The organism is Pseudomonas sp. Tun-23181, from assembly GCF_057415455.1.
On the sequence record NZ_CM171630.1, the window covers coordinates 242980 to 267707 of the forward strand.

The following is a 24728-nucleotide window of genomic DNA, read 5'->3' on the forward strand; positions in this document are numbered from 1 at the left end:
CTTATTGTTGGAAACAAGTGGGGTGGGGCGTGCGGCCGAGCCGGTCGCGTTATGGTTAATATATTAACTATCGTCAAGCCATTTACCACAGTGCCAGGCTGTAGCCGATGATCACGCGGCTTTCGTCGAAGTCGTTGGTCAGGCCGCTGCTGGAGCGGAAACTCGAATTGCGCAGCCGCAGGTTGACGTTCTTCAGCGGCCCGCTTTGCACGGTGTAGACCAGGTCGGTGTCGCGCTCCCATTCGCGGCCGTGTTTCACGGTTGCCGTGTTGACGTGGCGGCCATCGACATAACGGGTCATGAACGTAAGGCCGGGGATGCCCATGGCTGCGAAGTTGTAGTCGTAGCGCACCTGCCAGGCGTCGGTTTCGGCCTTGTTGAACACGCTGGCGGTCACCAGGTTGATCGAGTAGGGATCGCGACCGGGAAACGGGAAGTCGCCGTCGCCTGACAGGTTCTGGTAGCCGACGGCGAATTTCTGCGCACCCACGGTCAGGGTCAGCATGCCGTTGAAAAAGCGATTGTCGATCTTGCCGCCGTCCACGCGGGTGGGCGCGCGCAGGGCCTTGTCGCCTTGCTCTTGGGTGTCGAAGTAACGCAGGTCGCTGCGCAAGTTCATGCCTTCGCCCAGCGGCAGGTCATGCACCAGGCCAACGAAGTGCTGGCGGTAGATGTCCGCCATCTGCGCGACGTAATAGGTGGCGGCCAACTGTGGGCTGACCGCATAGGTGCCACCGGCAAGATCCAGGTGGTCGCTCTCGACGCCGGCATAGCCGATAGGGTCGTTGCTGGAGGCGTCGCGCAGGTTCTCTTCTTTCAACCGGCCTGCGTTCAGGATAAGGCCTTCGATGTCGTGCGAGGTGAGCAGGGCGCCGGAATAGGTCGAAGGCAGCAGGCGGCCATCGTTGTAGCTGACCACGGGCAGCAGGGGTTGCAAGGTGCCGACCTTCAGCACGGTCCTGGACACGCGCAGTTTTGCGGTCAGCCCCAGGTTGCTGTAGTCATCCACCGGCTCCTGGCTGGTGCCATAGGGCAGCAGGCCAGTACCCCGCCGATCGCGGCTGGCGTCGAGCTTGACGCCGAGTTTGCCCAAGGCGTCGACCCCCACGCCAATCAGCCCCTCGGTGTAGCCAGACGCCATACGCAGGACAAAACCCTGGGCCCATTCCTCGGACAGGTTTTGTGGGGCATTGGCCTGGTGGTAGTCGCGATTGATGTAGACGTTGCGCAGCTCCAGGCTGGCTTTGCTGTCGCGGACGAAATCGGCATGGGCGCTCAACGGGGCAAGCATGATGCACAAGCCGTTCGTTGCTGCTGCGCGCAGGCAGTAGGGGGGGCATGAGTGATTCCTTTTTTGTTCTTGTAGGTGTCGATGAGGTTCGCCTCGTTGTTAAATTGTTAACATATTATCTTAATTTTTGTGAAGATTTTTTTGTGAATTCCCAATGAAAGAGCCGCTCGTGCGCGAAGCCCTCAGTGCGATTTCGTTTTTTTATTAATAAATTAATGGTGTGTTCGGCCCGTTGGATACTTGCGTACCCCTGCCGACGACTCTAATCTGCGGGCTTTCCCTTTTACGTGTGAAGTCAATGGCCGACCCCAGACCGTCCCTGACCCTGACCCTGTTGCAAGCCCGCGAGGCGGCGATGGCGTTCTTTCGCCCCTTGCTCAACGAGCACGACCTGACCGAACAGCAATGGCGGGTGATTCGCATCCTGCGGTTGCAGGGCGAACTGGAAAGTCATCAACTGGCGCACCAGGCGTGCATCCTCAAACCGAGCATGACGGGTGTGCTGGCCAGGCTGGAGCGCGAAGGCCTCGTGCGGCGTTGGAAGTCATCGCAGGACCAGCGCCGGCTGCTGGTGACCCTGACGGAGAAAGGGCAGCAGTGTTTCGTATCCATGAGCGAAGGCATGGAACGCAACTATCAGCGCATCCAGGAGCAGTTCGGAGAGGAAAAAATGCAACAGTTGCTGGGTTTGCTGGAGGAGTTGAAGCGCATCAAGCCTTGAGGGCCTGGTTGCGAAGGGGCCTGTTCAAGTCTTGATGTACTATTTTTTGGCTAGGGCACTTTGGGCCGCTCTCTTCAGTTAGCCCTCAGCTAGGAAAACGCCAATCAAGTCCGCCCAACTCGCCTAGCCTGTGCTGAACAGCCCTCGGTACAGCCTATACGCGCCTGGCCTCGGGAACATGCTCCACGTTCTGTCGGGGCGGTGTTATCAATAACTACAAGAATAGGGAGCCGCTATGGATCGCCTGTTAAGCATCGAGGCGTTCGTCCGGGTCGCCGAAACCGGGAACTTCGCTCGCGCCGCACAGCAGCTCGGTGTTACTCGATCCGTGGTCACCCACCGTATCCAGCAACTGGAAGCGTTCATCAATACGCCGCTGTCAGGTATATCGCAAGGGCTACCTACGCCCCTTGGGGCTGCAAGGCAACCCCAAAATGATGACTGACTGGCATGGGTCCACGGCGTGCCTACCGGGCCTGGAAGACCTGAAGGCACGCCCACCTTGAAGCCGGCGTCGTAGCTCTCGAGCCGCATGGCTTGCAGGCGTAAATCATGGTTGGCGTATTCGTACTGGATGAACGCCGTAGTCTTGGCCGGCGAAACACGCGTGGCCGGAAGGTCCCGCCATTCGCCGTCCTGGCCAAGTCGTTTGCGAGTCGACCGACTGCCCTGCAGTCAAGGCATTGACATTAAAGTTAACTTTAAGGCTACTGTCCGAACACGATCACCTTGAGGTACTCCCGATGAACGTGTTCAGCCCCCTGACCCTCCCCAATGGTTCGACCCTTGCGAACCGCATTGCCAAGGCCGCCATGGAAGAAAACATGGCCGATGCCGACCACGCGCCCTCGGCCCGGCTGATGCGTCTCTACCAGGCCTGGGCGGACGGTGGAGCCGGGCTCATCATCACTGGCAATGTCATGGTCGATAACCGTGCAATGACCGGCCCTGGGGGCGTGGTGCTGGAGGATGAGCGGCACCTCGACACGTTCCGCCAATGGGCGAGGATCGGGCGCTCGCAGGGCGCGCAGTTCTGGTTGCAGATCAATCATCCCGGTCGGCAGATGCAGGCCAACCTGGGGCAGAAGACCTGGGCGCCCTCCGCGGTACCTTTGGCGCTGGGCAGCATGTCCAGGCATTTCGCCACGGCGCAGGCCATGACGCCGGAGCTCATCGACGAGGTCATCCGCCGTTTCGCCAATACGGCGCGGCTGGGCGAGCAGGCCGGTTTTACCGGTGTGCAGATCCATGCCGCGCATGGGTATCTGCTCAGCCAGTTTCTCTCGCCACTGAGCAACCGGCGGACGGACCAGTGGGGCGGTTCCCTGGAAAACCGCGCGCGCCTGTTGCTGGACATCGTCAAGGCGGTGCGGGCGGTCGTCTCGCCCGGGTTCGCCGTGGCCGTCAAACTCAACTCGGCTGACTTCCAGCGTGGCGGCTTCAGTGCCGACGAGGCCAAGCAGGTGGTGCGCCTGCTCAATGCGCTCGAGGTCGACCTGGTGGAGATTTCCGGCGGCAGCTACGAGGCACCGGCGATGCAGGGCGAAGCCCGGGATGGCCGGACATTGGCGCGGGAGGCTTATTTCCTGGAGTTCGCCCGCGACATTCGAGCGGTGGCGAAGATGCCGGTGATGGTGACCGGCGGTATTCGTCGACGCTCGATAGCCGAGCAGGTGATCGAGAGTGGGGTGCAGATGGTCGGGATCGGTACGGCCCTGGCGATCGATCCCGCCTTGCCTCGGCGCTGGCAGGAGGGCAAGGACACCGTGCCCCAGCTCCCGCCGATCCGATGGAAGAACAAAGCCCTCGCCTCGCTGGGCAACATGGCGGTGGTGAAGTTCCAGCTGCGCAGGCTGAGCGAGAACAAGGCACCCAATCCACAGGTGGCACCTTGGTGGGCCCTGGTGGTGCAGCAGTTGGCCAACGCCTTGCGTACCCGGCAGTACCGTCGGCGCATGGCTGGTCGATAGCCGGCTTGATCCCCAGGGAGGGGTACTCACGAGTCTCGGCTGCACACCCTACGCCTCGCTCTGCCGGACCGCGAATGCACTCGGGCATGGCATGCCAGAACCTGCGACCAGCACCGGTGCCAGCGTGGCCGAGACCGGCTTGGCGGTCTACCCGAGTACCCGGCGTGCGACGAACAAGATCAATGCGTTCATCGAGCACCTGCGCGAGTACTGGCATCGCCACCCATTGAGCTGATGCTCGCGGCGGCGCCGAGGATCATCGCGGTGAGTTGTTCGGTGACCTGCTGGGGCGGTTCGATGTCCTCGACGTCGGGAAGGCTTTCCAGCATGCCGATGACCCCGCGGGTGAAGCACTTCATCCGTGGGCCTTCAAGGCTCCCGTGGATCGTGACAGGGCCGATGATGGCGGCCAGGCACTGCGTGTATTCATGATGCAGAGCGCCGAGCAGGCGACGCTGCTCGGCCGTCAGGTTGCGCCGCTCCCGCAGCATGAGCTGCAACCGTTTGCGCTCGCCGAGCTGGAACTCGACGAAGGCGCCGACGAAGGCACGCAGGCGGGGGCGCATGCCCTGGACGTTCTTCAACCTTGCCCGGGTAAGGCCGAGCAGGTCGCTCATGCACTCCTCGATCAGGTCGAAGAGCAGGGCCTGCTTGCTTTCGATGTGGTAGTACAGTGATCCCGCGCCGATGCCCAGGTGGGCGGCCAGGTCGCGCAGGCTGGTGTTCTGGTAACCCTGTTCGGTGAACAGGTCCACGGCCGCCAGGTGCAGGCGTTCCTGCGTGCCGGTCGGCTGGGCGAATCTTGAGCGGCTGTTCATGGGGGCTTGGAGTGTGTCGTCGAAAGGGGCAGGGATCGGGCTTGCCGCCCCGGCGGGGCGACAAGCCGTGTTCGCTAGCAGCGTTGCTGGCCCAGGTCCTGGCCATGCGAATGCGGCCGGCGCCGGGCCCATTGCCGGGCGAGCGGGTAATAGACCAGCGCCGGCAGGATCAGGCCCACCAGCCAGGAGATATCGGTATCACCCAGGTGCTGCACCAGTGGGCCGGTGTAGAAGCCAGTGGCGATGAAAGGCATCTGCACCGCCACGCCGAATGCATAGGTGCCGATACCCACCCAGTTCCAGCGGCCGTAGCGGCCATCCGGGTCGCCCAGGGCGGGGATGTCGTAGCGCTCCTTGGTGATGAAGTAGTAGTCCACCAGGTTGATGGCGCTCCAGGGGGTGAAGAACGCCAGCAGGAACAGCAGGAACGACTTGAACGCGCTGAGGAAGGCGTGCTGGCCGACCAGCGCCAGGCTGGTGGAGACACCGACGATGCACAGGACGAACAGCAGGCGCTGGCCGTGGGAGACGGTAAAGCGGCTGCGGAACGCGCTGACGATGGTGGCGATGCACATGAAGCTGCCGTAGGCGTTCAAGGTGGCGATGGTCACCTTGCCGAAGGCCACGCTGAAGAACAGCAGGCTCGCCATCACGCCACTGGCGCCCAGGCCAACGATGTAGCTCACCTCATGACCGGAGAAGGCATCGCCCGCCAGCGCGGCTGCGAATACACCGAGCATCATGGAGGTTTGCGAGCCCACCACCGAACCCAGGCCGACGGCCAGGAAGGTACGCAATGGGGAGGTCGCGCTCGGCAGGTAGCGCGAGTAGTCGGCGACGTAGGGGCCGAAGGCGATCTGCCAGGAGGCCGACAGCGAAATGGCCAGGAGGAAGGTACTCCAGCTGAAGTGGCGGTTGTCGAGCAAGGTGACGATGTCACTCACCGACAGCAGGCGCACGAACAGGTAGGCGAAGGCCACCAGGCCGAGCACGCTGGCGACCCGTCCCAACAGGTGGATCACCCGGTAGCCGCAGACCGTCAGCACCACGATCACGGCGGCGAAGACGAGGATGCCCGCCGTGTCGCTGACGTTGGCCATGCGACCGATGGCCTGGCCGGCCAGTACCGTGCCGGTGGCGTTGAAACCGATGTACATGATGCAGACCAGTACCAGGGGGATCACGGCCCCGAACACGCCGAACTGCACCCGGCTGGAAATCATCTGCGGCAGCCCCAGGCGCGGCCCCTGGGCGCCGTGCAGGGCCATGACGATGCCGCCGAACACCTGACCGATCAAAAGGCCGATCAATGACCAGAACACATCGCCGCCCAGCACCACCGCCAGGGCGCCGGTGACGATGGCGGTGATCTGCAGGTTGGCGCCGAACCACAGGGTGAACTGGCTGAAGAGGCGGCCGTGCCGTTCGCTCTCGGGGATGTAGTCGATAGAGCGCGTTTCAATGAGGGACTTGCCAGACATGAGGGTTTTCTCCTGCGGCGCCATTGGCCATGGCGCCTCTATTGTTGTTATGCAACGGATGCCCTGCAGACCCGGGCGGCCACTACCGCCCAGGCCGGTCGCCTCAACTGCGGGCAGCGTCCAGTACGGCGCGGGAGATGATGATCTTCTGTACCTCGGAGGTGCCTTCGAAAATGCGCAGGATGCGCGCATCGCGCACGAAGCGCTCCAGAGGCAGGTCGCGGATGTAGCCATAGCCGCCATGCAGTTGCAGGGCGGCATCGGTGATGAAGCCGGCGGCCTCGGCGGCGAACAGCTTGGCGGTGGCCGACTCCAGGCTGAAACGCTCGCCCGAGTCGCGCCGAGCCGCGGCCTGCATGGTCAGCAGGCGCGCCGCTTGCAGTTGCGTGTGCATGTCCGCCAGGCGCCACTGGGTGCCCTGGTAGGCGGCCAGGGGCTTGGGGCCGATCTGCCGTTCCCGGGCCCAGCCGAGGCTGTACTCCAGGGCTGCGCGGGCGATGCCCAGGGACATCGCCGCCACTTCCACCCGGCCGCGGTCCAGCACTTCCATCGCGGTCTTGAAGCCCTGGCCCTGCTCGCCCAGCAGGGCCGAGGCGGGCAGCCAGCAATCCAGGGCCAGCTCGTAGATGGTGCTGCCGCGCAGGCCCATGGTCTTCTCCGGGCTGGAGAAGGTGATGCCCTCGGTGCCCTTGGGGATGAGGAAGGCGCTGATGCCGTGGTGGCCTGCGTCGGCGTCGGTCTTGGCGTAGAGCACGATGAAGTCGGCTTCGCGGGCATTGGTGATGTAGTGCTTGCTGCCCCGGATGCGCCAGCCGTCGTTTTCCTGGATAGCGCGGGTGCGCATGTCGGCTGGGTTGGAGCCGGCGGCAGGTTCGGTCAGGCCGAAGGCGCCGAGCAGCTCGCCGGTGGCGGCGCGGGGCAGCCAGGCCTGGCGCTGCGGTTCGCTCCCACCGATGAGGATGGAGTCGGTGGCCAGGAAGTGCGCGGTCAGCGCCGAGGCGGTGGAGGCGCAGGCGGCCGCCACCGCCTCCACCACACGGCTCATCGTCAGGCTGCCGATGCCCAGGCCGCCGTAGGCCTCGGGCAGGTTGATACCCATGAAGCCCAGCTCGCCCAGGGCCTTGAGGCTACCGGCGCAGAAGGCCTCGGCCTCGTCGTAGCCTTGGGCGTTGACCTGCAGCACCTCGCGGGCGACACGCTCGGCAGATTCGATGACCGCGAGCTCCGCGGCGTCCAGTTCGAAGTTCATCTTCATTCTCCAGTGGGGTTCAGGCCGAACAGGGCATTGGCCTCGCCCAGGCGTGGGGCGGGCGAGGTGGCGTGGGGTTTGTTGCCGTTGAAGAAGATCGGCTGCGGGACCAGGGGCGACTGCACGCCAGCCTCCACCAGCAACTGGCGGGTTTCGGCCTGTTCGCTGCCGGTGGCTTGTGCCAGGTTCCAGACCGGGGAGGCGGGTACGCCGGCGTCCAGCAGCAGGTCGCAGATCTGCGCGACACTGCGAGTGCCTGTCCAGGCTTCGATCTGCGCCTTCAGTGCCGCCTCGTTCGCGGTGCGCGAGCCGTCGTCGACGAAGCGTGGGTCATCGGCCAGGGCCTCGTGCGCCATGCAGTGGCACAAGCGGCGGAACAGCTTGTCGCTGGCCACCGCGATCACCACCAGGCCATCGACGGCACGGTAGGTGTCGAAGGGTGTCGAGACCGGATGGCGGTTACCCACCAGGCCCGGTGCACTGCCACGGGCGAAGAGGTTGGACAGGCCGGTCACCTGCAGGCTGACCAGCACATCGAACATGGCCACGTCGAGGTACTGCGCGCCTGTCCCGTGGAACTCGCGGGCGAACAGCGCCGAACTGATCGCCCAGGCGGCATAGACCCCGGCGCATAGATCGCCCAGGGCTTCGCCGCTGCGAGTCGGGCCGGTCTGCGGGAAACCCGTCACGCTCATCAGCCCGGACATGGCTTGGGCAACGATGTCGTAGGCCGGGCGCGCGGACAGCGGCCCGCTCTGGCCGAACCCGGAAATGCTGGCATAGATCAGCCGGGGGTTGAGCGCCTTGAGGCTGTCGAAATCGATGCCCAGCCGCTGCGTCACGCCGGGGCGGAAGTTCTCCACCACGACGTCGGCGTCGGCCACCAGCTCATGGAAGCGGCGCAGGTCGGGCGGCGCCTTGAAGTCGAGTTCGACACTGCGCTTGCCACGGTTGATCAAGCCGAAGTAGATGCTCTGGCCATCTGCGCCGAAAGGGCCCAGGTGGCGGCTGTCGTCGCCATGGCCAGGGACTTCGAACTTGATGACCTCGGCGCCCAGGTCGGCCAACATCGCGGTGCAATGCGGGCCGGCCAGCACGCGGCTGAGGTCGAGCACACGGATGCCCTGCAATGGCCTTGGCGTAGAGTTGTGCTGGTTCATGACAGTGGCCCTCACGGCTTGCCTGTGATCATCGGCAGGTCCAGGCCCTGCTCCTTGGCGCAGTCGATAGCGATCTGATAGCCGGCGTCGGCGTGGCGCATCACGCCGGTGCCCGGGTCGTTGGTTAGCACGCGCGCGATACGCGCCGCCGCTTCGTCGGTACCGTCGCAGACGATGACCATGCCCGAATGCTGGGAGAAGCCCATGCCCACGCCACCGCCATGGTGCAGCGAGACCCAGGTGGCGCCGCCTGCGGTGTTGAGCAGGGCGTTGAGCAGCGGCCAGTCGGAGACCGCGTCGGAGCCGTCGCGCATGGCTTCGGTCTCGCGGTTGGGGCTGGACACCGAGCCGGAGTCCAGGTGGTCGCGGCCGATGACGACCGGTGCCGACAGCTCGCCGCTGCGCACCATCTCGTTGAACGCCAGGCCCAGCTTGGCACGCAGGCCCAGGCCGACCCAGCAGATACGTGCCGGCAGGCCCTGGAAGCTGATGCGCTCGCGGGCCATGTCCAGCCAGCGGTGCAGGTGAGCGTCGTCGGGGATCAGCTCCTTGACCTTGGCGTCGGTCTTGTAGATGTCCTGCGGGTCGCCCGACAGGGCCGCCCAGCGGAACGGGCCGATGCCACGGCAGAACAGCGGGCGGATGTAGGCCGGGACGAAGCCGGGGAAGTCGAAGGCGTTGGCCACGCCTTCTTCCTTGGCCATCTGGCGGATGTTGTTGCCGTAGTCGAAGGTCGGCACGCCCTGCTTCTGGAAGTCGAGCATGGCTTGCACGTGCACGGCCATGGACTGCTTGGCCGCCTTGACCACGGCGGCTGGCTCGGTCTGCGCACGGTCGCGGTACTGCTCCCAGGTCCAGCCGGCGGGCAGGTAGCCGTTGAGTGGGTCGTGGGCGCTGGTCTGGTCGGTGACCATGTCCGGGCGCACGCCGCGCTTGACCAGCTCCGGCAGGATTTCGGCGGCGTTGCCATGCAGGGCGATGGAGATGGCCTTGCCTTCGGCAGTGTAGCGGGCGATGCGCGCCAGGGCGTCGTCCAGGTCGCTGGCCTGCTCGTCCACGTAGCGGGTCTGCAGGCGGAAGTCGATGCGGCTCTGCTGGCATTCGATGTTCAGCGAGCAGGCGCCGGCCAGGGTCGCGGCCAGCGGCTGGGCACCGCCCATGCCGCCCAGGCCTGCGGTCAGCACCCACTTGCCCTTGAGGTCACCGCCATAGTGCTGGCGACCGGCCTCGACGAAGGTTTCGTAGGTGCCCTGGACGATGCCCTGGCTGCCGATGTAGATCCAGCTGCCGGCGGTCATCTGCCCGTACATGGCCAGGCCCTTGGCATCCAGTTCGTTGAAGTGTTCCCAGTTGGCCCAGTGTGGCACCAGGTTGGAGTTGGCGATCAGCACGCGCGGGGCATTGGCGTGGGTCTTGAACACGCCGACCGGCTTGCCCGACTGCACCAGCAGGGTTTCGTCGTCTTCCAGGCGGGTCAGGGTCTCGACGATCTTGTCGTAGCACTCCCAGTTGCGCGCGGCGCGGCCGATGCCGCCGTACACCACCAGCTCCTTGGGGTTCTCGGCCACCTGCGGGTCGAGGTTGTTCATCAGCATGCGCAGCGGCGCTTCGGTCAGCCAGCTCTTGGCGGTCAGCTTGTTGCCACGCGGGGCGCGGATTTCGGTGTCGCGGAATCGGGAAGCTTTCATGGTGGTTTCCTTCTTGTGGGGGTGGTGTCCCGGGTGACGATTTCTCGCTCGCACCTGAGAGATCGTCGATGCCTGTCATCGCTTATACATACAACCATATATCAACCTGTATATACAAGATGGCGCGAACGCGCGCGCAACCTGCCGTCGGCGCTCTGGACAAGGGCTTCAGGGAGAGAAAATGAATTTATTTTTCAATGGGTTGAGTGTCGTGAAGGTGTCTATCGGCATCCGCCGTGGACGCCAGGAGGGCGACGAAAGGAGAGAAAAAGTTTTGCGAGCAGCAAAAAATGCAAAACGAGGGGCTATCGACCAAACAGGCCGATGGCCCAGCAGGGCTTGCAGCGCTACTGACCGAAGCGGCCCTCCAAGTGGTAGCGTGAGCCCGGATAGACCAGCCGCGCGCAGCCCACTTGCCCCTTGCCAGACCAGCTACGACGGCGGATGAGCAGGCATGGATCGGTACGCTTGATGCGCAGCAGCTTGCATTCGGCGGGGGTTGCGTGGATGGCTTCTACCCTGTGCTCGGCTTCGGTCAGCGGCGCCAGTTGCACCAGGTAGGCATAAGGGGTGATGCGGGTGAAGTCCTGCTTGAGGTAATCGGGAGCAATGTCGGCATTGACGAAGCGCTCCTCGATCTGCACCGGGGTTTCGTTCTCGTAATGCACCAGCACCGAGTGAAACAGGTTGCACACGCCGTCCAGGGTGAAGGGCAGCGAGGCGGGGGCCTGGTCCCCCAGCGCTTCGAGCAGGATCACTTCGCTGCGATGGGTGTGGCCACGCGAGGTGATTTCCTCGGCGATGTCGTGGATACGGAACAGCGCGGCATGCCCCTTGGCTTCCGCGACGAAGGTACCCACCCCTTGCAGGCGCACCAGCACGCCTTCGATGGTGAGTTCGCGCAGCGCCCGGTTGATGGTCATGCGGCTGACGCCCAACTGGTTGAACAGCTCGCTCTCGGAGGGCAGCTTGAAGTTCGGTCCCCAGACACCGGTGCGGATCTGCTGCAAGATGATGTCCTTGACCCTGGCGTAGAGCGGGGCAGGGCTTTCGAGGGCAAAGGCGGCCAAGGATGCGCGGTCGTCGGAGGCGTTGGGCACGGGATTTCCTGGAAATGGTTGGGCGGTTCGCGTCGCCCCCAGTTTAACCCCGCCTGTCAGGCGGCGCCTAGGCGAGTAGACCGTGCCAACGTGCCATCGAGCTCATATGCCCGATGGTCAGGCCGTTTCACCAGGCCCCTCAAAGGGAAACCAACCCATGCTCGATCGCATACTTCACCAACGCCGCCGCCGTATCGATATTGAGCTTGCGCCGTATGCTCAAGCGGTAGGTTTCCACGGTGCGCACGCTGATCCCCAGCTCCCGCGCCATCTCCTTGTTGTTCGCACCTTTGGCGATCATCGACAGCACCTGCACTTCGCGCGGCGTCAGGTCATGCTCGTCGCGGTTGTTGCCGACCAGCTTGCGGGCGATTTCCGGGCTGTAGAAGCTGCCGCCCGCAGCGATGGCCTCGATCGCGGCGATCAGCTCCGTGGAGGGCGCGTTTTTCAGTACGTAGCCCAGGGCGCCGGCGCTGATCGAGGTGCGCACGTACTCCTGGTTGTCGTACATGCTCAGCATGAGGATCTTGATGCCCGGGTACAGGGCCCGCAGCCTGCGGGTCAGCTCCAGCCCGTTCATGTCCGGCAGGCCCACATCGACGAGCAGGATATCCAGCTCCAGGGCCGCCACTAGCTCAAGCGCCTGGGCGCCGGACTCGGCCTGGCCGACCACCTGGAAATGCGCGATCGCGCTGAGCAGCGATTTGACGCCATCACGCACCAGGACGTGGTCGTCGACCAGGGCGATTCTGATTGGGGGAGTAACGCTCATGGCAGTCTCGGGGCACTGAAGGTGATGAAGCCGATCACGCGCTGCGGATCGGTATGTGGACCTGCAATTGTGTGCGGCCGCTCATGGATACGATGCTGAAGGTGCCGTGGTGGTGATCGACCCGTTCACGGATGTTTCTCAAGCCGATGCCGTGGCTTTCGTCCGCCGCGCCAGGGTCGAAGCCCACGCCGTTGTCCTGCACGCGCAGCGTGATCATGCCGTTGTGGGCGGCCAGCGCGATTATAGCGGTGCTCGCCTTGGCATGGCGTTCGATGTTCGCCAGGGCCTCCTGGATGATGCGAAACAGCGTGAGCGAGAGGTCGGCATCCACCTCGATGTCGTCCAGCGCGCATTCGTACTGGGTGCGGATCGCGGTGCGCTGCTCGAACTCGCGCAGGTGCTGGTCGATGGCCGGCGACAGGCCCAAGGTATCGAGCAGCGACGGGCGCAGGTCATGGGAGATACGGCGGATCTCACCGATCGCGGCGCCCAGGCGGGTCGTGCCTTTGCGCAGGTTGGCCAGCCCCTCGGCCTGGCCGTTGGCCACTTCCAGGGCTGCCAGTTCGAACTGGAACTTGATCGACACCAGCAACTGGCTGATGCCGTCGTGCAACTCGCGGGAGACGCGGGAGCGCTCTTCTTCCTGGAGGTTGACGATGCGCTGGTTGAGCATCGACAGCTTTCGGTCGGCCAGGCGATGTTCGCTGACGTTGAGCATCAGGCCGCCGGTGAAGATCACCAGCACGGCCAGCAAGGAGAAGGAGGCGATCGCCAGCACCGTGGTCAGGACGCCGGAGGCGACTTCCTGGCGCGACTTGAGCGTTGCCACTTCCACGTCGTCGATATAGATGCCGGTGCCCAGCATCCATCCCCAGCGCTCCAGCATCACCACGTAGGACAGTTTGCCGGTGACCTGGCCACTGGAGGGCTTCTGCCAGTCGTACAGCTGGTAGCCGTCGCCTTGGCTGGCGCTGCTTAGCAGCGCCTGGATCACCGGCAGGCCGTTCTTGTCGGTCATGCCGATGAGTTCCTTGCCGACCAGCTCCGCCTGCCTGGGGTGCATCAGGTTCTTGCCGTGACGATCATAGACGAAGAAGTACCCATCCACGCCGAAACTCGCCCGGGCCAGCATCTGCAAGGCACGCTGGCGGGTCTTGTCGTCGTCCGCACCACTGTCGTACAGCGGCGCGATCAGGCTCATCGCCAGTTCGAGGTAGTTCTTCAGCTCCGCCTTCTTGGCGGCCATGATGCTGCTCTGCACCAGGCGGGCCTGGTCCTCCTCGAGCTTGCGGCTCTGGGCGAACACCAGGACGCAGATGAACAGCACCGACACCAGAAGCGGCAGGACACTGAGGGTGACGATCTTGTGCTTGAGTTGCATGGTCGGTCCCGGGGCGAGGAGGCGGGGGTAGCAGGTTTTGCCTGATGTCATGCCCCAAAAGCAAGAGCGCCACGACAGGCGTGGCGCTCTTTGTACGGGTGGGGTGTTCAGCAGCAACGGACGGGGCGGCCATTGCCGCCGCCGTAGCGTGCGGCCTGGCGTTCCCTGAAGAACGCCTCGTAGCTCATCACCGGCTTGCCCGGGTGCTTGGCCTGCATGTGCTCGACATAGTTGTCGTAGTCGGGCATGCCGACCAGCATGCGGGCTGCCTGCCCCAGGTATTTGCCCATCTTGCTCAGGTCATTGAACATCGATGCGTATCCTCAGGCCTCGGGGAGGGGTTGGAACGGCGACTCCTTGTCGGTACGTTCGGGCTTGGCCCAGGCACGGCGCCCGACCTGCAGGGCGAAGTACAGGATGCTCAGCACCACGAACAGGAACAGCACGGTCAGGCCTGCGTTGGTGTAGGCATTGAACACCACGTGCTGCATCTGCGCCAGGTCCTTGGCCGGCGCCAGTACCTGGCCGGCGTCCAGCGCAGTGCTGTACTTGTTGGCCAGGGCCAGGAAGCCCACCGCCGGGTTCGGGTCGAACAGCTTGATCAGGCCTGCGGTGGTGGTGCAGATCAGCAGCCACACGGCCGGCAGCAGGGTGACCCAGACATAGCGCTGGCGCTTCATCTTGATCAGCACCACGGTGCCGAGCATCAGGGCGATACCGGCCAGCATCTGGTTGGAGATGCCGAACAGCGGCCACAGGGTATTGATGCCGCCCAGCGGGTCGATCACGCCCTGGTACAGCAGGTAGCCCCACAGGGCCACGCAGCCGGCGGTGCCGATCAGGTTGGCGCCCCACGACTCGGTGCGCTTGAGCGCCGGGATGAAGCTGCCCAGCAGGTCCTGCAGCATGAAGCGCCCGGCGCGGGTACCGGCGTCCACCGCGGTGAGGATGAACAGTGCCTCGAACAGGATCGCGAAGTGGTACCAGAAGGCCATGGTGTTCTCGCCCGGCAGCACCTGGTGGAGGATCTGCGCGATCCCCACGGCCAGGGTCGGCGCACCGCCGGCACGGGCCAGGACGGTGTGCTCGCCGATGTCGCGGGCGGTCGCCTCGAGCTGCTCGGGGGTGATGGTGAAGCCCCAACTGCTGACGGTCTGCGCCACCGACACGACGTCGGCACCGACCACCGCGGCCGGGCTGTTCATGGCGAAGTACACGCCCGGCTCGATCACCGAGGCGGCGACCATGGCCATGATGGCGACGAACGACTCCATCAGCATGCCGCCGTAGCCGATGTAGCGGGCGTTGACTTCGTTGTCCAGCAGCTTGGGCGTGGTCCCCGAGGAGATCAGCGCGTGGAAGCCGGACACCGCGCCACAGGCGATGGTGATGAACAGGAACGGGAACAGGGTGCCCTTCCAGACCGGGCCGGTACCGTCGGTGAACTGGGTCAGGGCCGGCATCTTCAGCTCTGGCGCGATGATCAGGATACCGATGGCCAGGCCGACGATGGTGCCGATCTTGAGGAAGGTCGACAGGTAGTCACGCGGCGCCAGCACCAGCCAGACCGGCAGCACGGCGGCGACGAAACCGTAGCCGACCAGCATCCAGGTGATCTGCACGCCGGTGAAGGTGAACGCCTTGCCCCAGACCGGATCGGCGGCCACCTGGCCGCCCAGCCAGATCGACAGCAACAGCAGGACCACGCCGATGATCGAGATCTCGCCGATGCGGCCCGGGCGGATGTAGCGCATGTAGATGCCCATGAACATCGCGATCGGGATGGTCGCCATCACCGTGAACATGCCCCACGGGCTCTCGGCCAGGGCCTTGACCACGATCAGCGCCAGCACCGCGAGGATGATGATCATGATCAGGAAGCAGCCGAACAGGGCGATGGTGCCCGGAATCCGGCCCATTTCCTCGCGGACCATGTCGCCCAGCGAACGGCCGTTGCGGCGGGTGGACAGGAACAGGACCATGAAGTCCTGCACGGCGCCAGCCAGCACCACGCCGGCGATCAGCCAGAGCGTGCCGGGCAGGTAGCCCATCTGCGCGGCGAGCACCGGACCGACCAGGGGGCCGGCGCCGGCGATGGCGGCGAAGTGGTGGCCGAAGAGGATGTGCTTGTTGGTCGGGACGTAGTCCAGGCCATCGTTGTTGAGTACGGCGGGGGTTGCACGTGTAGGGTCGAGCTGCATCACCTTGGTGGCGATGAATAGGCTGTAGTAGCGGTAGGCGACCAGGTAGATGGCCACGGCGGCGGTTACGATCCACAAGGCATTGATGGCTTCGCCCCTGCGCAAGGCCAGGGTGCCGAGCGCGAATGCGCCAAGCAGGGCAACGGCGAACCAGGCAATTCGGGTAGCCAGATTGGTCATCGAGTTTTCTCCTGCCACGGGTGGGTTACCTGCGGCGGTCTTTGTTGTTGTTTGGGCCCGGGTAGGGCGCTGCACACTGTCCGCGCACTGGGCTTGGGAGAAAATTCGCAGTAATACGCGGGAAGACTACGTAGTACTACGTAGTGCGGTGCTGTCTGCACAGTTGGATGTGTCGCCCATACTGGGGCGCGCAGCGGCCCTAGGCCCTCACAGCACACAAGCCCATCGAGACAGCTACACTGAACCGAGCATCGTTCGCCAGGAATGCCAGAGCAGTTCTCACCCAACAAGAGTGATTCGCATGGCCAGGAAAATTCGATTATTGGTTAATGAAGAGCCGCCCAGAACGAAGAGCGCCTTACCTGTGCCCGGGTTCGATGCGCTGGGTCAGCGGGTCGTGGAACTTGGCAGTGACGTGCTCAAGAAAAGCATCGACGGGACGCTGCAGGGTATTTTCGAACTGCTGTCCGAGGTCACGGATGAAAGCGCAACGCATGTGGTTACCGAGATTTCATTCAGCCTGGCCTTCGATGCGTCAGGCGAAGTTTCAGTCGTCTCCCTGGCAAAGGGCTCGCTCAAGGGCAGCACGGGGCTGGAGTTCACGATAAGGAAGAAATGAATGCCATCCGATCGCAGGTGCAGACATGACGACCGACACGCAAGAGGCACTTGCTTATCTCGAACAACTCCAGCGGCATACGTATGAACACCTGGGCATCGAGCCAGACTGGGCGACAGCCGACTACCTCGAATTCCAGGAAGCATTCATCCGCAGGTACTACGAGTCTCAGGTTCGCCATCGAGGAACGCCGTTCGAGGTGTTCCGGGAAATGGCGCTGCAAGAACTGCGCGGTGGCCCCGACACCGCGATCAGCACCTATCAGGACCCCGCGTGGTATTCGCTCTTGGTCAGGATGACCAAGGAAATAGAGGAGGTGCTGAGCGGGCAGAACATGAAGCTGGATCCTGCGCCCCTGTTCGGAACGCTCCCCACAGGGCGAGTCAATGGCATGGCGCTCAAGGCACCCGGGCTCGACCACGTCATCATCCTCATCGAAGACGGGCTCTTTGGTTTCGCCAACCTCGCGGCCAAGGCGGTTTCCAGAACATTCCCGTTCAAAGGCGACAGCGAGGGGCGCCTGATGTTTTCTGTCGACCCGGCAGACTGGCAACAGGAACTGGCAGCCAGGCCGGAACTTCCCGAGAAGTTCCTGGAGGTGCTGCTGGCGTACATCGTGGGCGGGCACCCGCACCTGGCCACGTCTTACTTGCCAGAGCCCAATTACGATGGGATTGCCAGCGCATTGCGCGATGCCCTCGAGTTGTTCGTCCTGGGGCATGAGTACGGGCATCTGGTCAGCGGGCACCTGAATGGCGATGAGACGAAGCGGGCCGTCATCGCCGGTGAAGATATCGACGAAATAACCACGAACTGGAACGAAGAGTTCGAGGCGGATGTCCGTGGGCTCGAATTCATGCTCGCCGTCATGGGGAAAAGAGGGTTCGATCTTTCATTGAGTTTCTGGGGCGCTGAGTTTTTCTTCGGTTGCATCGAAATCGTCGAGCGGGCAGTCAGTGTCATCAGGACGGGCGAGGCCGACATACCGCTCTCTACCACCCATCCGCCCACCGAAATGCGGCGGCAGATGTTGCATCTTGTCCTCGAACGCTCCGTGCCCGAGGAAAGTGTCATTGGCCCCCTGCAACTCGCCGGCCGGGTGAGCTCCGTTCTCGAGCAACTGTGGCGCTTCTGTGAACCTGTGCTCCTCGATGCTCACCGCAAGGGTGTCGTGCTTGCGCCTGCCTGGAGGCAATGATGTTTTCTGCAGCAACAGTGCCGATTGCCGGGCAGCGCTGTAGGGCTGCCCGGCGGAGCGGTCAGGTGTTGTCCTTCACCGTGGTCGTGGCCCCGTTGGTTTTGACGGAGGCGATGCCGTTATCCCGGGCCGACGTGCTGGAGTACATTTCACTGCGTCCGATGACCTGGCCGTTTGCCGCGGTCAAGGTGAAATAGGGCGAACCGTCGGCTGCCGTCTTGCGTTGATACCTGGCATCGCTCGACGAATTCTGGCGGACCGAAGCGATGCCGTCCTGTGCGCTGGCTTTGGTGGTATAGCGTTCGCTGGTGAGAATGATTTCGTTGTTCCCGGCTTTCAGGTTGAACATGTACTGATCGCCGCTGCGTTTCAATTCGTAGTAACCGCCCATGAAAATCTCCGGTATTGACGTCGTCTGAGAACTGGCCGACACCTGCGCTGCGCAAGTATCCGCGCTGCTTTAGCGTAGTGCATATCCTGGGTGTTTTCGTTTTTCTCCAAAGGGTTGGCACCGCCCGTTCTACAGGCTCAGCGGATATTCGACGATCAGCCGCACTTCATTGATGTCCGGCAGGTCGGCCTGGGCCTGTCGGTTGCCTCGGTAGCTGGCCACGCGGGTGCGCAGGGAGAGGTCGCGGGCCGGTCCTGCCTGCACCACGTAGCGCACCTCCATGTCCAGTTCGTGCCATTTCGCGCCGTCATACTGGCCATAGGTGGACAATGCCCCGCCCGCATAGCGCTGGCCGGGGCGCCAGTGCCGGTCGCTGGCGCCGGAGCCGGTGACGTAGCGGGTCATGAAGCTCAGGCCAGGGACGCCATAGCCGGCCAGGTTGAGGTCGTAGCGTGCCTGGCGGGATTTCATGCCGGGGGCGTTGAAGTCCGATAGCTGCACCGAGTTGGCCAGGTCGATGGACAGGCCACCGACATAGTCGAACGGTGTGTCGCCGTCGATCTGCTGGTAGGCCAGGGTGATGCGGTGCGGACCGTGGCGCCAGGCTCCGGCCAGGCTCCAGCTGGTGTTGGCGACGGGGCCGGACAGTTCCCGCCCGGTGGCGTCGCTGCGGTACAGCTGCAGGTCGAGGTTCAGGCCGCTGGACGGCGTGAACGGCAGGTCCTGGTTGAGGTTCAGGTAGTACTGCAGCCAGTTGTCCTCGGCGCGGGCATGGAACAGTTTCGCGCGCAGGGTATCGCTGAACGAATAGCTGGCCCCGAGAAAATCCAGGCTGCGTACCGCCACGTCGGAATAGCGGGTGCGCAGGCTATCGTCGTCATTGCTGGAGGCGAAGCCGTGGTAGGCGGTGAAGTGGCCTGCCTCGACCAGCAGGCCGGGCAGGGTGTCGTTGCGCAGGTACAGGCCGGTGGCCAGTTCGGGTAGCAGGCGGCTGTCGGCGGTGGTGAACACCGGCGTCGAGGTGCGCATTTCGCCCCATTTCAGTTCGTTGCCGCGCCAGCGCGCCTTGAGCGCGGCACCGGCATGGCTGTAGTCGTCCGCCACTTCGGCGTCGCGCTGGCGGTCATGGCGCACCGGCAGCAGCAGGGTGCCGGTGCGCCCCGCGCCGCTGTCGAGCTTGAGGCCGAGGTGGGCATGGGCATCGAGCCCCAGGCCCAGGGTGCCCTGGGTGAACCCGGAGTCGAGGCCAAGCATCAGGCCATGAGCCCATTCCTCGCGGTAACCCTTGCGTTCGTCCGCAGGCCGGGCGGCATTGTCGCCCTGGCCGTTGCTGGCGCCGTTGCGCAGGTCGCGGTTGAAGTAGAAGTTGCGGTTGCGCAACTCCAGTTGGCTGTCTTCGACAAGGCCGTGGGGAGCGGCCAGCACATCGGAGGCCAGCAGGGCACTGCAGAGCAGCGTGGCAGGGCGATGGAGCATGAGGTTTCACCTGTTGTTCTTGTTTTCGGCGCATCCGGGTGCCGTAGGCGGGAGGCCCAGGGCAGTGAAGGGGAGGGCTCGTCCGTGAGCCGAGGGGTCAGTCGAGGTCCTTGCCAGCGGTTTCCGGCACCAGCTTCAGGCCCACCAGCGACAGCAGGATCGCCGCGATGATGTAGAACGCCGGTGCATTGCTGTTGCCGGTGAGGCTGACCAGGCCAGCGGCGAAGAACTGGGCGAAACCGCCGAACAGGGCCACGCCGATGCAATAGGCCAAAGACATGCCGCTGGCACGGATGTGGGTGGGAAACAGCTCCGGCAGGATCGCCAGGTTGGGCACGATGGTGTAGGTCAGCGGGATGCTCAGCAGGGTCACCACGCCGAGCAGCACGCCCAGGTTGGGGTGCTGGTTGAGCAGCAGGAAGGCCGGGTAGATCGCCAGCAGCAGGATCGGCAAGGGCCAGAAGATCGCCTTGCGCCGGCCGATGCGGTCGCTCAGTCGACCGGCATGGGCCGAGAGCAGCAGGGGCGGCAGGCAGGCGACGATCGCCGCCCAGGTGCCGCTGGCCAGGGGCATGCCGAGTACGCCGATGGCATGGTTGGCCAGGTAGAACTGGATGGTGTAGATCGGCACGGTGGCGCCGATCACCAGCAGCACGCCCGCCAGCATCTGCCGTGGGTGCTGCAGCAGCACGGCCAGTTGCCTGCCCTGGGACACCGCCGCGCCGCTGCGCACGATCTGGCGGTGGGCCTGGGTTTCTTCCAGGCGATGGCGGATGTACTCGCTGACCGGGATGGCCAGGATGCCCAGGGCGAAGATCAGGCGCCAGCCCCAGCTGTCCATGGCCTCGGGGCTGAGCAGGGTGCTCAACAGGGTGACCATCAGCCCGCCCAGGCAGATGCCCAGGCTCTGACTGAAGGTCTGCCAGCTGCAGTAGTAGCCGCGCGAATGCTTGTCGGCATACTCCATGAGCATGGTGGTCGAGGTGCCGATCTGCCCGCCCACTGCGAAGCCCTGCAAGAGCCGCGCGACGATCACCACCGCTGGGCCGAGCAGGCCGGCCTGGGCATAGGTGGGCGCGACGGTGAACAGCAGCGAGCCGATCGCCATCAGCCACAGGGTCAGGCGCATGGCCGCCTTGCGCCCGGCACGGTCGGCGTACAGGCCGATCACCAAGCCGCCCAGGGGGCGCATGACGAAGCCGGTGCCGAACACCGCCAGCGACAGCATCAGCGGAATCAACGGATGGTCGCTGAAGGGAAAGAACAGCCGTGCCATGAGCGTGGCCAGCAGGCTGTAGACCAGAAAATCGTAGAACTCCAGGGCATTGCCCACGCAGATCGCGGCGATCGCCCGGCGCTTGCTGGGTGGCCGGCTGTGGGTGTCGATGGCGAAGTCTGTTGTTTTTGTTGTCATCGTCTGTGCTCTCTTGCGATGGCCGTCAGGCCAGGAAACGTTGCGCCAGCCGCACCCAGAAGGTGGCGCCCAGGGGCAGTGCCAGGTCGTTGAAGTCGTAGCCAGGGTTGTGGACCTCGCAGGTGCCGCTGCCGTGGCCATTGCCGATCAGCAGGTAGCAACCGGGGACCTGCTCCAGCCAGAAGGCGAAGTCGTCGCTGGCGCAGATCGGCTGCTGCCGTGGCGCCAGGCCCTCGTCGCCGAGCCAGTCGCGTATCACCTGTTCGGCCAGTTGGCTGGCCTCTGGGTCGTTGACCAGCACTGGGTAGCCTTCGCCGAAGCTCACGTCGGCCGTGGCGCCATAGCCCTGGGCGTGCAGCTCGGCGAGGGTGGCGATCCGCTGGCGCAGCAGGTGGCGGACCTAGGGGTCGAGCGTGCGCACGCTCAGGCGCAGTTCGGCCCGGTCGGGAATGACGTTGGCGGCATCGCCGGCGAGCAAGGCGCCCACGGTGATGATCGCGGTCTCGCTCGGCGGCACGTTGCGCGACACGATGGTCTGCAACGCCAGGACCAGCGAAGCGCCGACCACCACCGGGTCGACTGTCTTGTCGGGCATCGCGCCGTGGCCGCCCTGGCCGTGGATGACGATGGTCACGCTGTCGGTAGAGGCCATGCGCGGCCCGGCGAGCACGCCGAACTGGCCGACCGGCATGCCGGGGGAGTTGTGCAGGGCGAACAGGGCGTTGCAGGGGAAGCGTTCGAACACGCCTTCGTCGAGCATGCGCTTGGCGCCGGAGCCGCCGTGGCCTTCCTCGGCGGGCTGGAAGAACAGGTGCAGGGTGCCGCGCCAGTGGCGCTCGCGGGCCAGTTCGCAAGCTGCCGCCAGGAGCATGGCGGTGTGCCCGTCATGGCCGCAGGCGTGCATCTTGCCCGGTACCGTGCTGGCCCAGGGGCGGCCGCTCTGTTCGTCGATCGGCAGGGCATCGAGCTCGGCGCGCAGGCCCAGCGTGAGGCCTGCGCCATTGCGCAGGGTGCCGACCACGGCGGTGCCGGCCAGGCCCTGGTGGACCTCGTAGCCCCACTGCTGCAGGTGGTCGATCACCCGCGCACGGGTGGCGAACTCTTCGAAGCCCAGTTCGGGCTGGCGGTGGATGGCCCGGCGCAGCTCGACCATGGCCGGGGTGATGGCGGCGATGCCGGGGGCGATGCAGGTGTTATGCATATTGTTCTTTCCTGGTCAGCGAGGCGACACTGCAGGGCCCGTTGGCGGCCCTGGCCTCGTGCTTTAACCTAGCGCCCCCGCCGGCCGGGCATAAGCCGCAAAAATGTTGTCATGACGACCCTTGGTGTTCAGGCAGGAGACTCTTCGTGAAGCTGCACCAGCTACAGGCCCTGATCGCCGTGGCCGACCACGGTGGCATCCGTTCCGCCGCCCGGGCCCTGGCGTTGTCCCAGGCGGCGATCACCCGTGCCTTGCGTGAATTGGAGCAAGAGCAGGGGCTGGCGTTACTGGCCCGGCATGCCGGCGGCGCGCGCCTGACCACGGCGGGCCTGACCCTGCTGCCGCATGCCCGGCAGATCGCCAGCCAGTTGGAAAAGGCCCAGCGCGACCTGGCCAGTCTGCGGGGGGAAACGCCGAGCCGCTTGTGCGTGGGGATCACGCCCTGGTTCGGGCAGACCCTGCTGGGCGCGGCACTGCAAGCCTTTCGCCAGGCGATGCCGGCGGTGCAACTGGAGCTCTACGAAGGCCTGCAGGCGGTCAGCCTGTCGCTGTTGCGCAGCGGCCAGATGCAGTTCGCCCTGGGCCCGGCCGGGGGGCTGCCGGCCCAGGAGTTCAGCCACCAGGTGTTGGCGCACTACCCCATGCAGGTGCTGGCACGCATCGGCCACCCGTTGCAGGAGGCGCGCTAGCTCGGCCAGTTGCTGGAGCACGACTGGGTCATGAACTTCACCCAGACAGGCCAGCACTCGCTGATGCAGCAGTTGTTCGGCCGCCATGGCCTGGACCTCGAGCCGGGGCGCATCGTCTGCGCCCAGTCCAGCGCCATGCTCAGCAGCCTGATCATCGATGCCGGCATGCTCGGCTATTCGCCCGCGCCGATGCTGCTGTGCGAGCCACTGCGCGACAAGGCACGCGCCCTGGCGCTGGACGAGCCGTTGGAGGAGGGGGATATCAGCGTGATTCAGCTGCGCGACCAGGTGCTGGACCCGGCCGCGCGCTGTTTCGTGCGCTGCCTGCAGCAAGCGCTGAAGGCCTGCTGCCGGTCACGCAGCGCGGATGACCGACGCTTGGCGGACATGCTCAGGTTGTGCTTCTGAGCACGCCCGGGCGTCATTGATGGCGACGTCGGCCGTGACGGCGCTGTCGAGGGACGGCCTGGGCGTGCGCGGTGGCAGTAGGCCCACCCAGCCGGACAGGCTGGCGTGCTTGGGAAACTTCTTGGCCACGTACATGTCGAGGTGTCAGGCCAGGCCGGCTTCGCGCGAGGCCAGCGGGCCCAGGGCGGCCTTGAGCACCTCGAGCTTTTCCGCCGACAGACGAGCCAGCGGGCGGCGTGGGTTGCCGGCGCCATAGCCACTCAGTTGCGCGCCTGCGTAGACCGACTGCACGTAGTCGCCTTGCCAGATCAACGACATGACCGGCTCCAGTTCGCGCCAGATCTCGCGGGCACGCTCCCACTGGCGCTCCATGGCCGCATTGACGAAGGCGACGCAGGTGCGTGGCGCCATGTTGGCGCCGCCCCAGATCAGGCCCGCGGCGCCAGCATACAGGGCATAGGGCGCCAGCGGATCGGCGCCGTTCATGGTGGGCAGGCCCGTGCGGATCAGCGAGGCCTGGGCAGCGAGGTCGCCGCTGCTGTCCTTGACCGACACGAAGTTGGGGATTTCGCTGAGCTTGCCAAACAATGCCGGAGTCACTTCCACGCCTACGGCCTGGGGCACGTTGTAGCCGATGACCGGCAGGCCCGCCTGGCAGACCGTGGTGTAGAAGTCGACGATGCCCTGGTCGTCGGTCGGGCCTTCGAAGAACGGCGGCAGCACCATGACCCCATCGGCCCCGCAATCGGTGGCATGCCGGGTGCGTTCCAGCACGTCCTCGACCAGCAGCGCGGAGGTCTGGGCGATCACCCGGGCACGGCCAGCGATGACCTTGGCGCCGAAGGCGACCAACTCCTTGGATTCTTCCTTGCTCAGGTAGACGTGCATGCCAGTGCCGGAACTGAGCACGAAGCCATGCACGCCAGCGGCGATATAACCCTCGATCAGGGTTTCGAAGCGGGCATAGTCGATATTGCCTTGGGTATCGAAGGGCGTAGTGATGGCCAGGTTGATACCGGAAAACGGGAATGCGGACATATGGAATAACCTCTTCTTGTTTTGGCTGTATATTTTCGGGGCGCGCTTCTTTTGTGAGTGAAAAATCAGTCGGTATGACGTTGTTCTTCACGCAACATGAATGTTTTCACGGCGTCCGCTGAAAGAGAACTTTTGCAGGGCGATTGATATCCGGATGGACGAATGAATTATTCATTTATTCAGACCTCCCACATTCAGGCCACCTTCACCTCGAAGCGCTGCACAGCATCAAGGTGAAGGTTAGTGTTGCGCAAGAGTGGAATACAGCGACATTTACACGGA

General features: G+C 64.5%; 20 protein-coding genes and 3 pseudogenes. 7 read left to right on the plus strand and 16 right to left on the minus strand.

Annotated elements, in window-relative coordinates:
• Positions 1-82: 82 nt before the first annotated feature.
• A complete protein-coding gene (locus ACDI39_RS01465; protein ID WP_225790668.1) occupies positions 83-1291 on the minus strand; it encodes an OprD family porin in 1209 nt (402 codons plus the stop codon).
• Positions 1292-1589: 298 nt separating this feature from the next.
• Between ACDI39_RS01465 and hpaR the strand changes: the two genes are divergently transcribed.
• From hpaR to ACDI39_RS01485, 4 genes and pseudogenes are all read left to right on the plus strand, one after another.
• Positions 1590-2012 carry a homoprotocatechuate degradation operon regulator HpaR gene (hpaR, locus tag ACDI39_RS01470; RefSeq protein WP_225790669.1) on the plus strand — a complete coding sequence of 141 codons (423 nt, stop codon included), beginning with the start codon at positions 1590-1592 and terminating at the stop codon, positions 2010-2012.
• 235 nt (positions 2013-2247) lie between these two features.
• Positions 2248-2391: pseudogene (locus ACDI39_RS01475) on the plus strand (helix-turn-helix domain-containing protein); the annotation flags it as partial.
• 364 nt (positions 2392-2755) lie between these two features.
• Positions 2756-3982 (plus strand): NADH:flavin oxidoreductase/NADH oxidase family protein, encoded by a 1227-nt coding sequence (locus ACDI39_RS01480; RefSeq protein WP_225790670.1) that lies wholly within the window; start codon positions 2756-2758, stop codon positions 3980-3982.
• Positions 3983-4073: 91 nt separating this feature from the next.
• A complete protein-coding gene (locus ACDI39_RS01485) occupies positions 4074-4217 on the plus strand; it encodes a hypothetical protein (RefSeq protein ID WP_225790671.1) in 144 nt (47 codons plus the stop codon).
• Here ACDI39_RS01485 and ACDI39_RS01490 read toward each other — a convergent pair.
• From ACDI39_RS01490 to ACDI39_RS01535, 10 genes are all read right to left on the minus strand, one after another.
• Positions 4171-4800, minus strand: a complete 630-nt coding sequence (locus ACDI39_RS01490) for a TetR/AcrR family transcriptional regulator (protein ID WP_225790672.1) — start codon at positions 4798-4800, stop codon at positions 4171-4173. The genes ACDI39_RS01485 and ACDI39_RS01490 overlap by 47 nt on opposite strands.
• A gap of 74 nt (positions 4801-4874) precedes the next feature.
• On the minus strand, positions 4875-6281 hold the full coding sequence (locus ACDI39_RS01495; RefSeq protein WP_486537334.1) for a purine-cytosine permease family protein: 1407 nt from the start codon (positions 6279-6281) through the stop codon (positions 4875-4877).
• 103 nt (positions 6282-6384) lie between these two features.
• Positions 6385-7530, minus strand: coding sequence for an acyl-CoA dehydrogenase family protein (locus ACDI39_RS01500; protein WP_225790674.1), 1146 nt, complete (start codon positions 7528-7530; stop codon positions 6385-6387).
• Between the two features lie 2 nt (positions 7531-7532).
• Entirely contained in the window at positions 7533-8690 is a 1158-nt protein-coding gene (locus ACDI39_RS01505) for a CaiB/BaiF CoA transferase family protein (protein ID WP_225790675.1), read from the minus strand.
• 11 nt (positions 8691-8701) lie between these two features.
• Positions 8702-10378, minus strand: a complete 1677-nt coding sequence (hutU, locus tag ACDI39_RS01510; protein WP_486537337.1) for a urocanate hydratase — start codon at positions 10376-10378, stop codon at positions 8702-8704.
• A gap of 347 nt (positions 10379-10725) precedes the next feature.
• Positions 10726-11478, minus strand: coding sequence for a histidine utilization transcriptional repressor HutC (gene hutC / locus ACDI39_RS01515; protein WP_253081799.1), 753 nt, complete (start codon positions 11476-11478; stop codon positions 10726-10728).
• A 139-nt stretch (positions 11479-11617) separates the two neighbouring features.
• Positions 11618-12250, minus strand: coding sequence for a response regulator (locus ACDI39_RS01520; RefSeq protein ID WP_225790945.1), 633 nt, complete (start codon positions 12248-12250; stop codon positions 11618-11620).
• 34 nt (positions 12251-12284) lie between these two features.
• Positions 12285-13631 carry a cache domain-containing protein gene (locus tag ACDI39_RS01525; protein ID WP_225790946.1) on the minus strand — a complete coding sequence of 449 codons (1347 nt, stop codon included), beginning with the start codon at positions 13629-13631 and terminating at the stop codon, positions 12285-12287.
• 107 nt (positions 13632-13738) lie between these two features.
• Complete coding sequence (locus tag ACDI39_RS01530) at positions 13739-13942, minus strand: YbdD/YjiX family protein (RefSeq protein ID WP_225790947.1); 204 nt, start codon at positions 13940-13942, stop codon at positions 13739-13741.
• Between the two features lie 12 nt (positions 13943-13954).
• Positions 13955-16012: a carbon starvation CstA family protein gene (locus ACDI39_RS01535; protein ID WP_486537340.1), complete on the minus strand. Its 2058-nt coding sequence runs from the start codon at positions 16010-16012 to the stop codon at positions 13955-13957.
• A 301-nt stretch (positions 16013-16313) separates the two neighbouring features.
• Between ACDI39_RS01535 and ACDI39_RS01540 the strand changes: the two genes are divergently transcribed.
• Together ACDI39_RS01540 and ACDI39_RS01545 are read left to right on the plus strand one after the other, a co-directional pair.
• Positions 16314-16631, plus strand: a complete 318-nt coding sequence (locus ACDI39_RS01540) for a hypothetical protein (RefSeq protein WP_225790778.1) — start codon at positions 16314-16316, stop codon at positions 16629-16631.
• Between the two features lie 25 nt (positions 16632-16656).
• The gene (locus tag ACDI39_RS01545) at positions 16657-17829 is read left to right on the plus strand and encodes a hypothetical protein (protein WP_225790779.1); all 1173 of its coding nucleotides are present in this window, start codon (positions 16657-16659) and stop codon (positions 17827-17829) included.
• Positions 17830-17890: 61 nt separating this feature from the next.
• On the opposite strand, the gene ACDI39_RS01550 is transcribed toward ACDI39_RS01545, so the two are convergent.
• The 4 genes and pseudogenes from ACDI39_RS01550 to ACDI39_RS01565 form a co-directional block, all read right to left on the minus strand.
• Positions 17891-18220 carry a YegP family protein gene (locus ACDI39_RS01550; RefSeq protein ID WP_225790780.1) on the minus strand — a complete coding sequence of 110 codons (330 nt, stop codon included), beginning with the start codon at positions 18218-18220 and terminating at the stop codon, positions 17891-17893.
• Between the two features lie 129 nt (positions 18221-18349).
• The gene (locus ACDI39_RS01555; RefSeq protein WP_225790781.1) at positions 18350-19696 is read right to left on the minus strand and encodes an OprD family porin; all 1347 of its coding nucleotides are present in this window, start codon (positions 19694-19696) and stop codon (positions 18350-18352) included.
• Positions 19697-19793: 97 nt separating this feature from the next.
• Positions 19794-21110 (minus strand): MFS transporter, encoded by a 1317-nt coding sequence (locus ACDI39_RS01560; protein WP_225790782.1) that lies wholly within the window; start codon positions 21108-21110, stop codon positions 19794-19796.
• Positions 21111-21135: 25 nt separating this feature from the next.
• Positions 21136-22311 (minus strand): annotated as a pseudogene (locus tag ACDI39_RS01565) (M20 aminoacylase family protein).
• A 179-nt stretch (positions 22312-22490) separates the two neighbouring features.
• Between ACDI39_RS01565 and ACDI39_RS01570 the strand changes: the two are divergent.
• Positions 22491-23408: pseudogene (locus ACDI39_RS01570) on the plus strand (LysR family transcriptional regulator).
• Positions 23409-23552: 144 nt separating this feature from the next.
• Here ACDI39_RS01570 and ACDI39_RS01575 read toward each other — a convergent pair.
• Positions 23553-24446: a dihydrodipicolinate synthase family protein gene (locus ACDI39_RS01575; protein WP_486537344.1), complete on the minus strand. Its 894-nt coding sequence runs from the start codon at positions 24444-24446 to the stop codon at positions 23553-23555.
• Positions 24447-24728 lie beyond the last annotated feature (282 nt).

Coding starts and splice junctions, on each gene's coding strand:
- ACDI39_RS01545 (WP_225790779.1), top strand. CDS start 16,657: ATGACGACCGACACGCAAGAGGCACTTGCTTATCTCGAACAACTCCAG.
- hutU (WP_486537337.1), bottom strand. CDS start 10,378: ATGAAAGCTTCCCGATTCCGCGACACCGAAATCCGCGCCCCGCGTGGC.
- ACDI39_RS01550 (WP_225790780.1), bottom strand. CDS start 18,220: ATGGGCGGTTACTACGAATTGAAACGCAGCGGCGATCAGTACATGTTC.
- ACDI39_RS01525 (WP_225790946.1), bottom strand. CDS start 13,631: ATGCAACTCAAGCACAAGATCGTCACCCTCAGTGTCCTGCCGCTTCTG.
- ACDI39_RS01485 (WP_225790671.1), top strand. CDS start 4,074: ATGCCAGAACCTGCGACCAGCACCGGTGCCAGCGTGGCCGAGACCGGC.
- ACDI39_RS01560 (WP_225790782.1), bottom strand. CDS start 21,110: ATGACAACAAAAACAACAGACTTCGCCATCGACACCCACAGCCGGCCA.
- ACDI39_RS01540 (WP_225790778.1), top strand. CDS start 16,314: ATGGCCAGGAAAATTCGATTATTGGTTAATGAAGAGCCGCCCAGAACG.
- ACDI39_RS01495 (WP_486537334.1), bottom strand. CDS start 6,281: ATGTCTGGCAAGTCCCTCATTGAAACGCGCTCTATCGACTACATCCCC.
- ACDI39_RS01505 (WP_225790675.1), bottom strand. CDS start 8,690: ATGAACCAGCACAACTCTACGCCAAGGCCATTGCAGGGCATCCGTGTG.
- ACDI39_RS01500 (WP_225790674.1), bottom strand. CDS start 7,530: ATGAACTTCGAACTGGACGCCGCGGAGCTCGCGGTCATCGAATCTGCC.
- hpaR (WP_225790669.1), top strand. CDS start 1,590: ATGGCCGACCCCAGACCGTCCCTGACCCTGACCCTGTTGCAAGCCCGC.
- ACDI39_RS01465 (WP_225790668.1), bottom strand. CDS start 1,291: ATGCTTGCCCCGTTGAGCGCCCATGCCGATTTCGTCCGCGACAGCAAA.
- ACDI39_RS01480 (WP_225790670.1), top strand. CDS start 2,756: ATGAACGTGTTCAGCCCCCTGACCCTCCCCAATGGTTCGACCCTTGCG.
- ACDI39_RS01535 (WP_486537340.1), bottom strand. CDS start 16,012: ATGACCAATCTGGCTACCCGAATTGCCTGGTTCGCCGTTGCCCTGCTT.
- ACDI39_RS01490 (WP_225790672.1), bottom strand. CDS start 4,800: ATGAACAGCCGCTCAAGATTCGCCCAGCCGACCGGCACGCAGGAACGC.
- ACDI39_RS01575 (WP_486537344.1), bottom strand. CDS start 24,446: ATGTCCGCATTCCCGTTTTCCGGTATCAACCTGGCCATCACTACGCCC.
- ACDI39_RS01555 (WP_225790781.1), bottom strand. CDS start 19,696: ATGCTCCATCGCCCTGCCACGCTGCTCTGCAGTGCCCTGCTGGCCTCC.
- ACDI39_RS01530 (WP_225790947.1), bottom strand. CDS start 13,942: ATGTTCAATGACCTGAGCAAGATGGGCAAATACCTGGGGCAGGCAGCC.
- ACDI39_RS01520 (WP_225790945.1), bottom strand. CDS start 12,250: ATGAGCGTTACTCCCCCAATCAGAATCGCCCTGGTCGACGACCACGTC.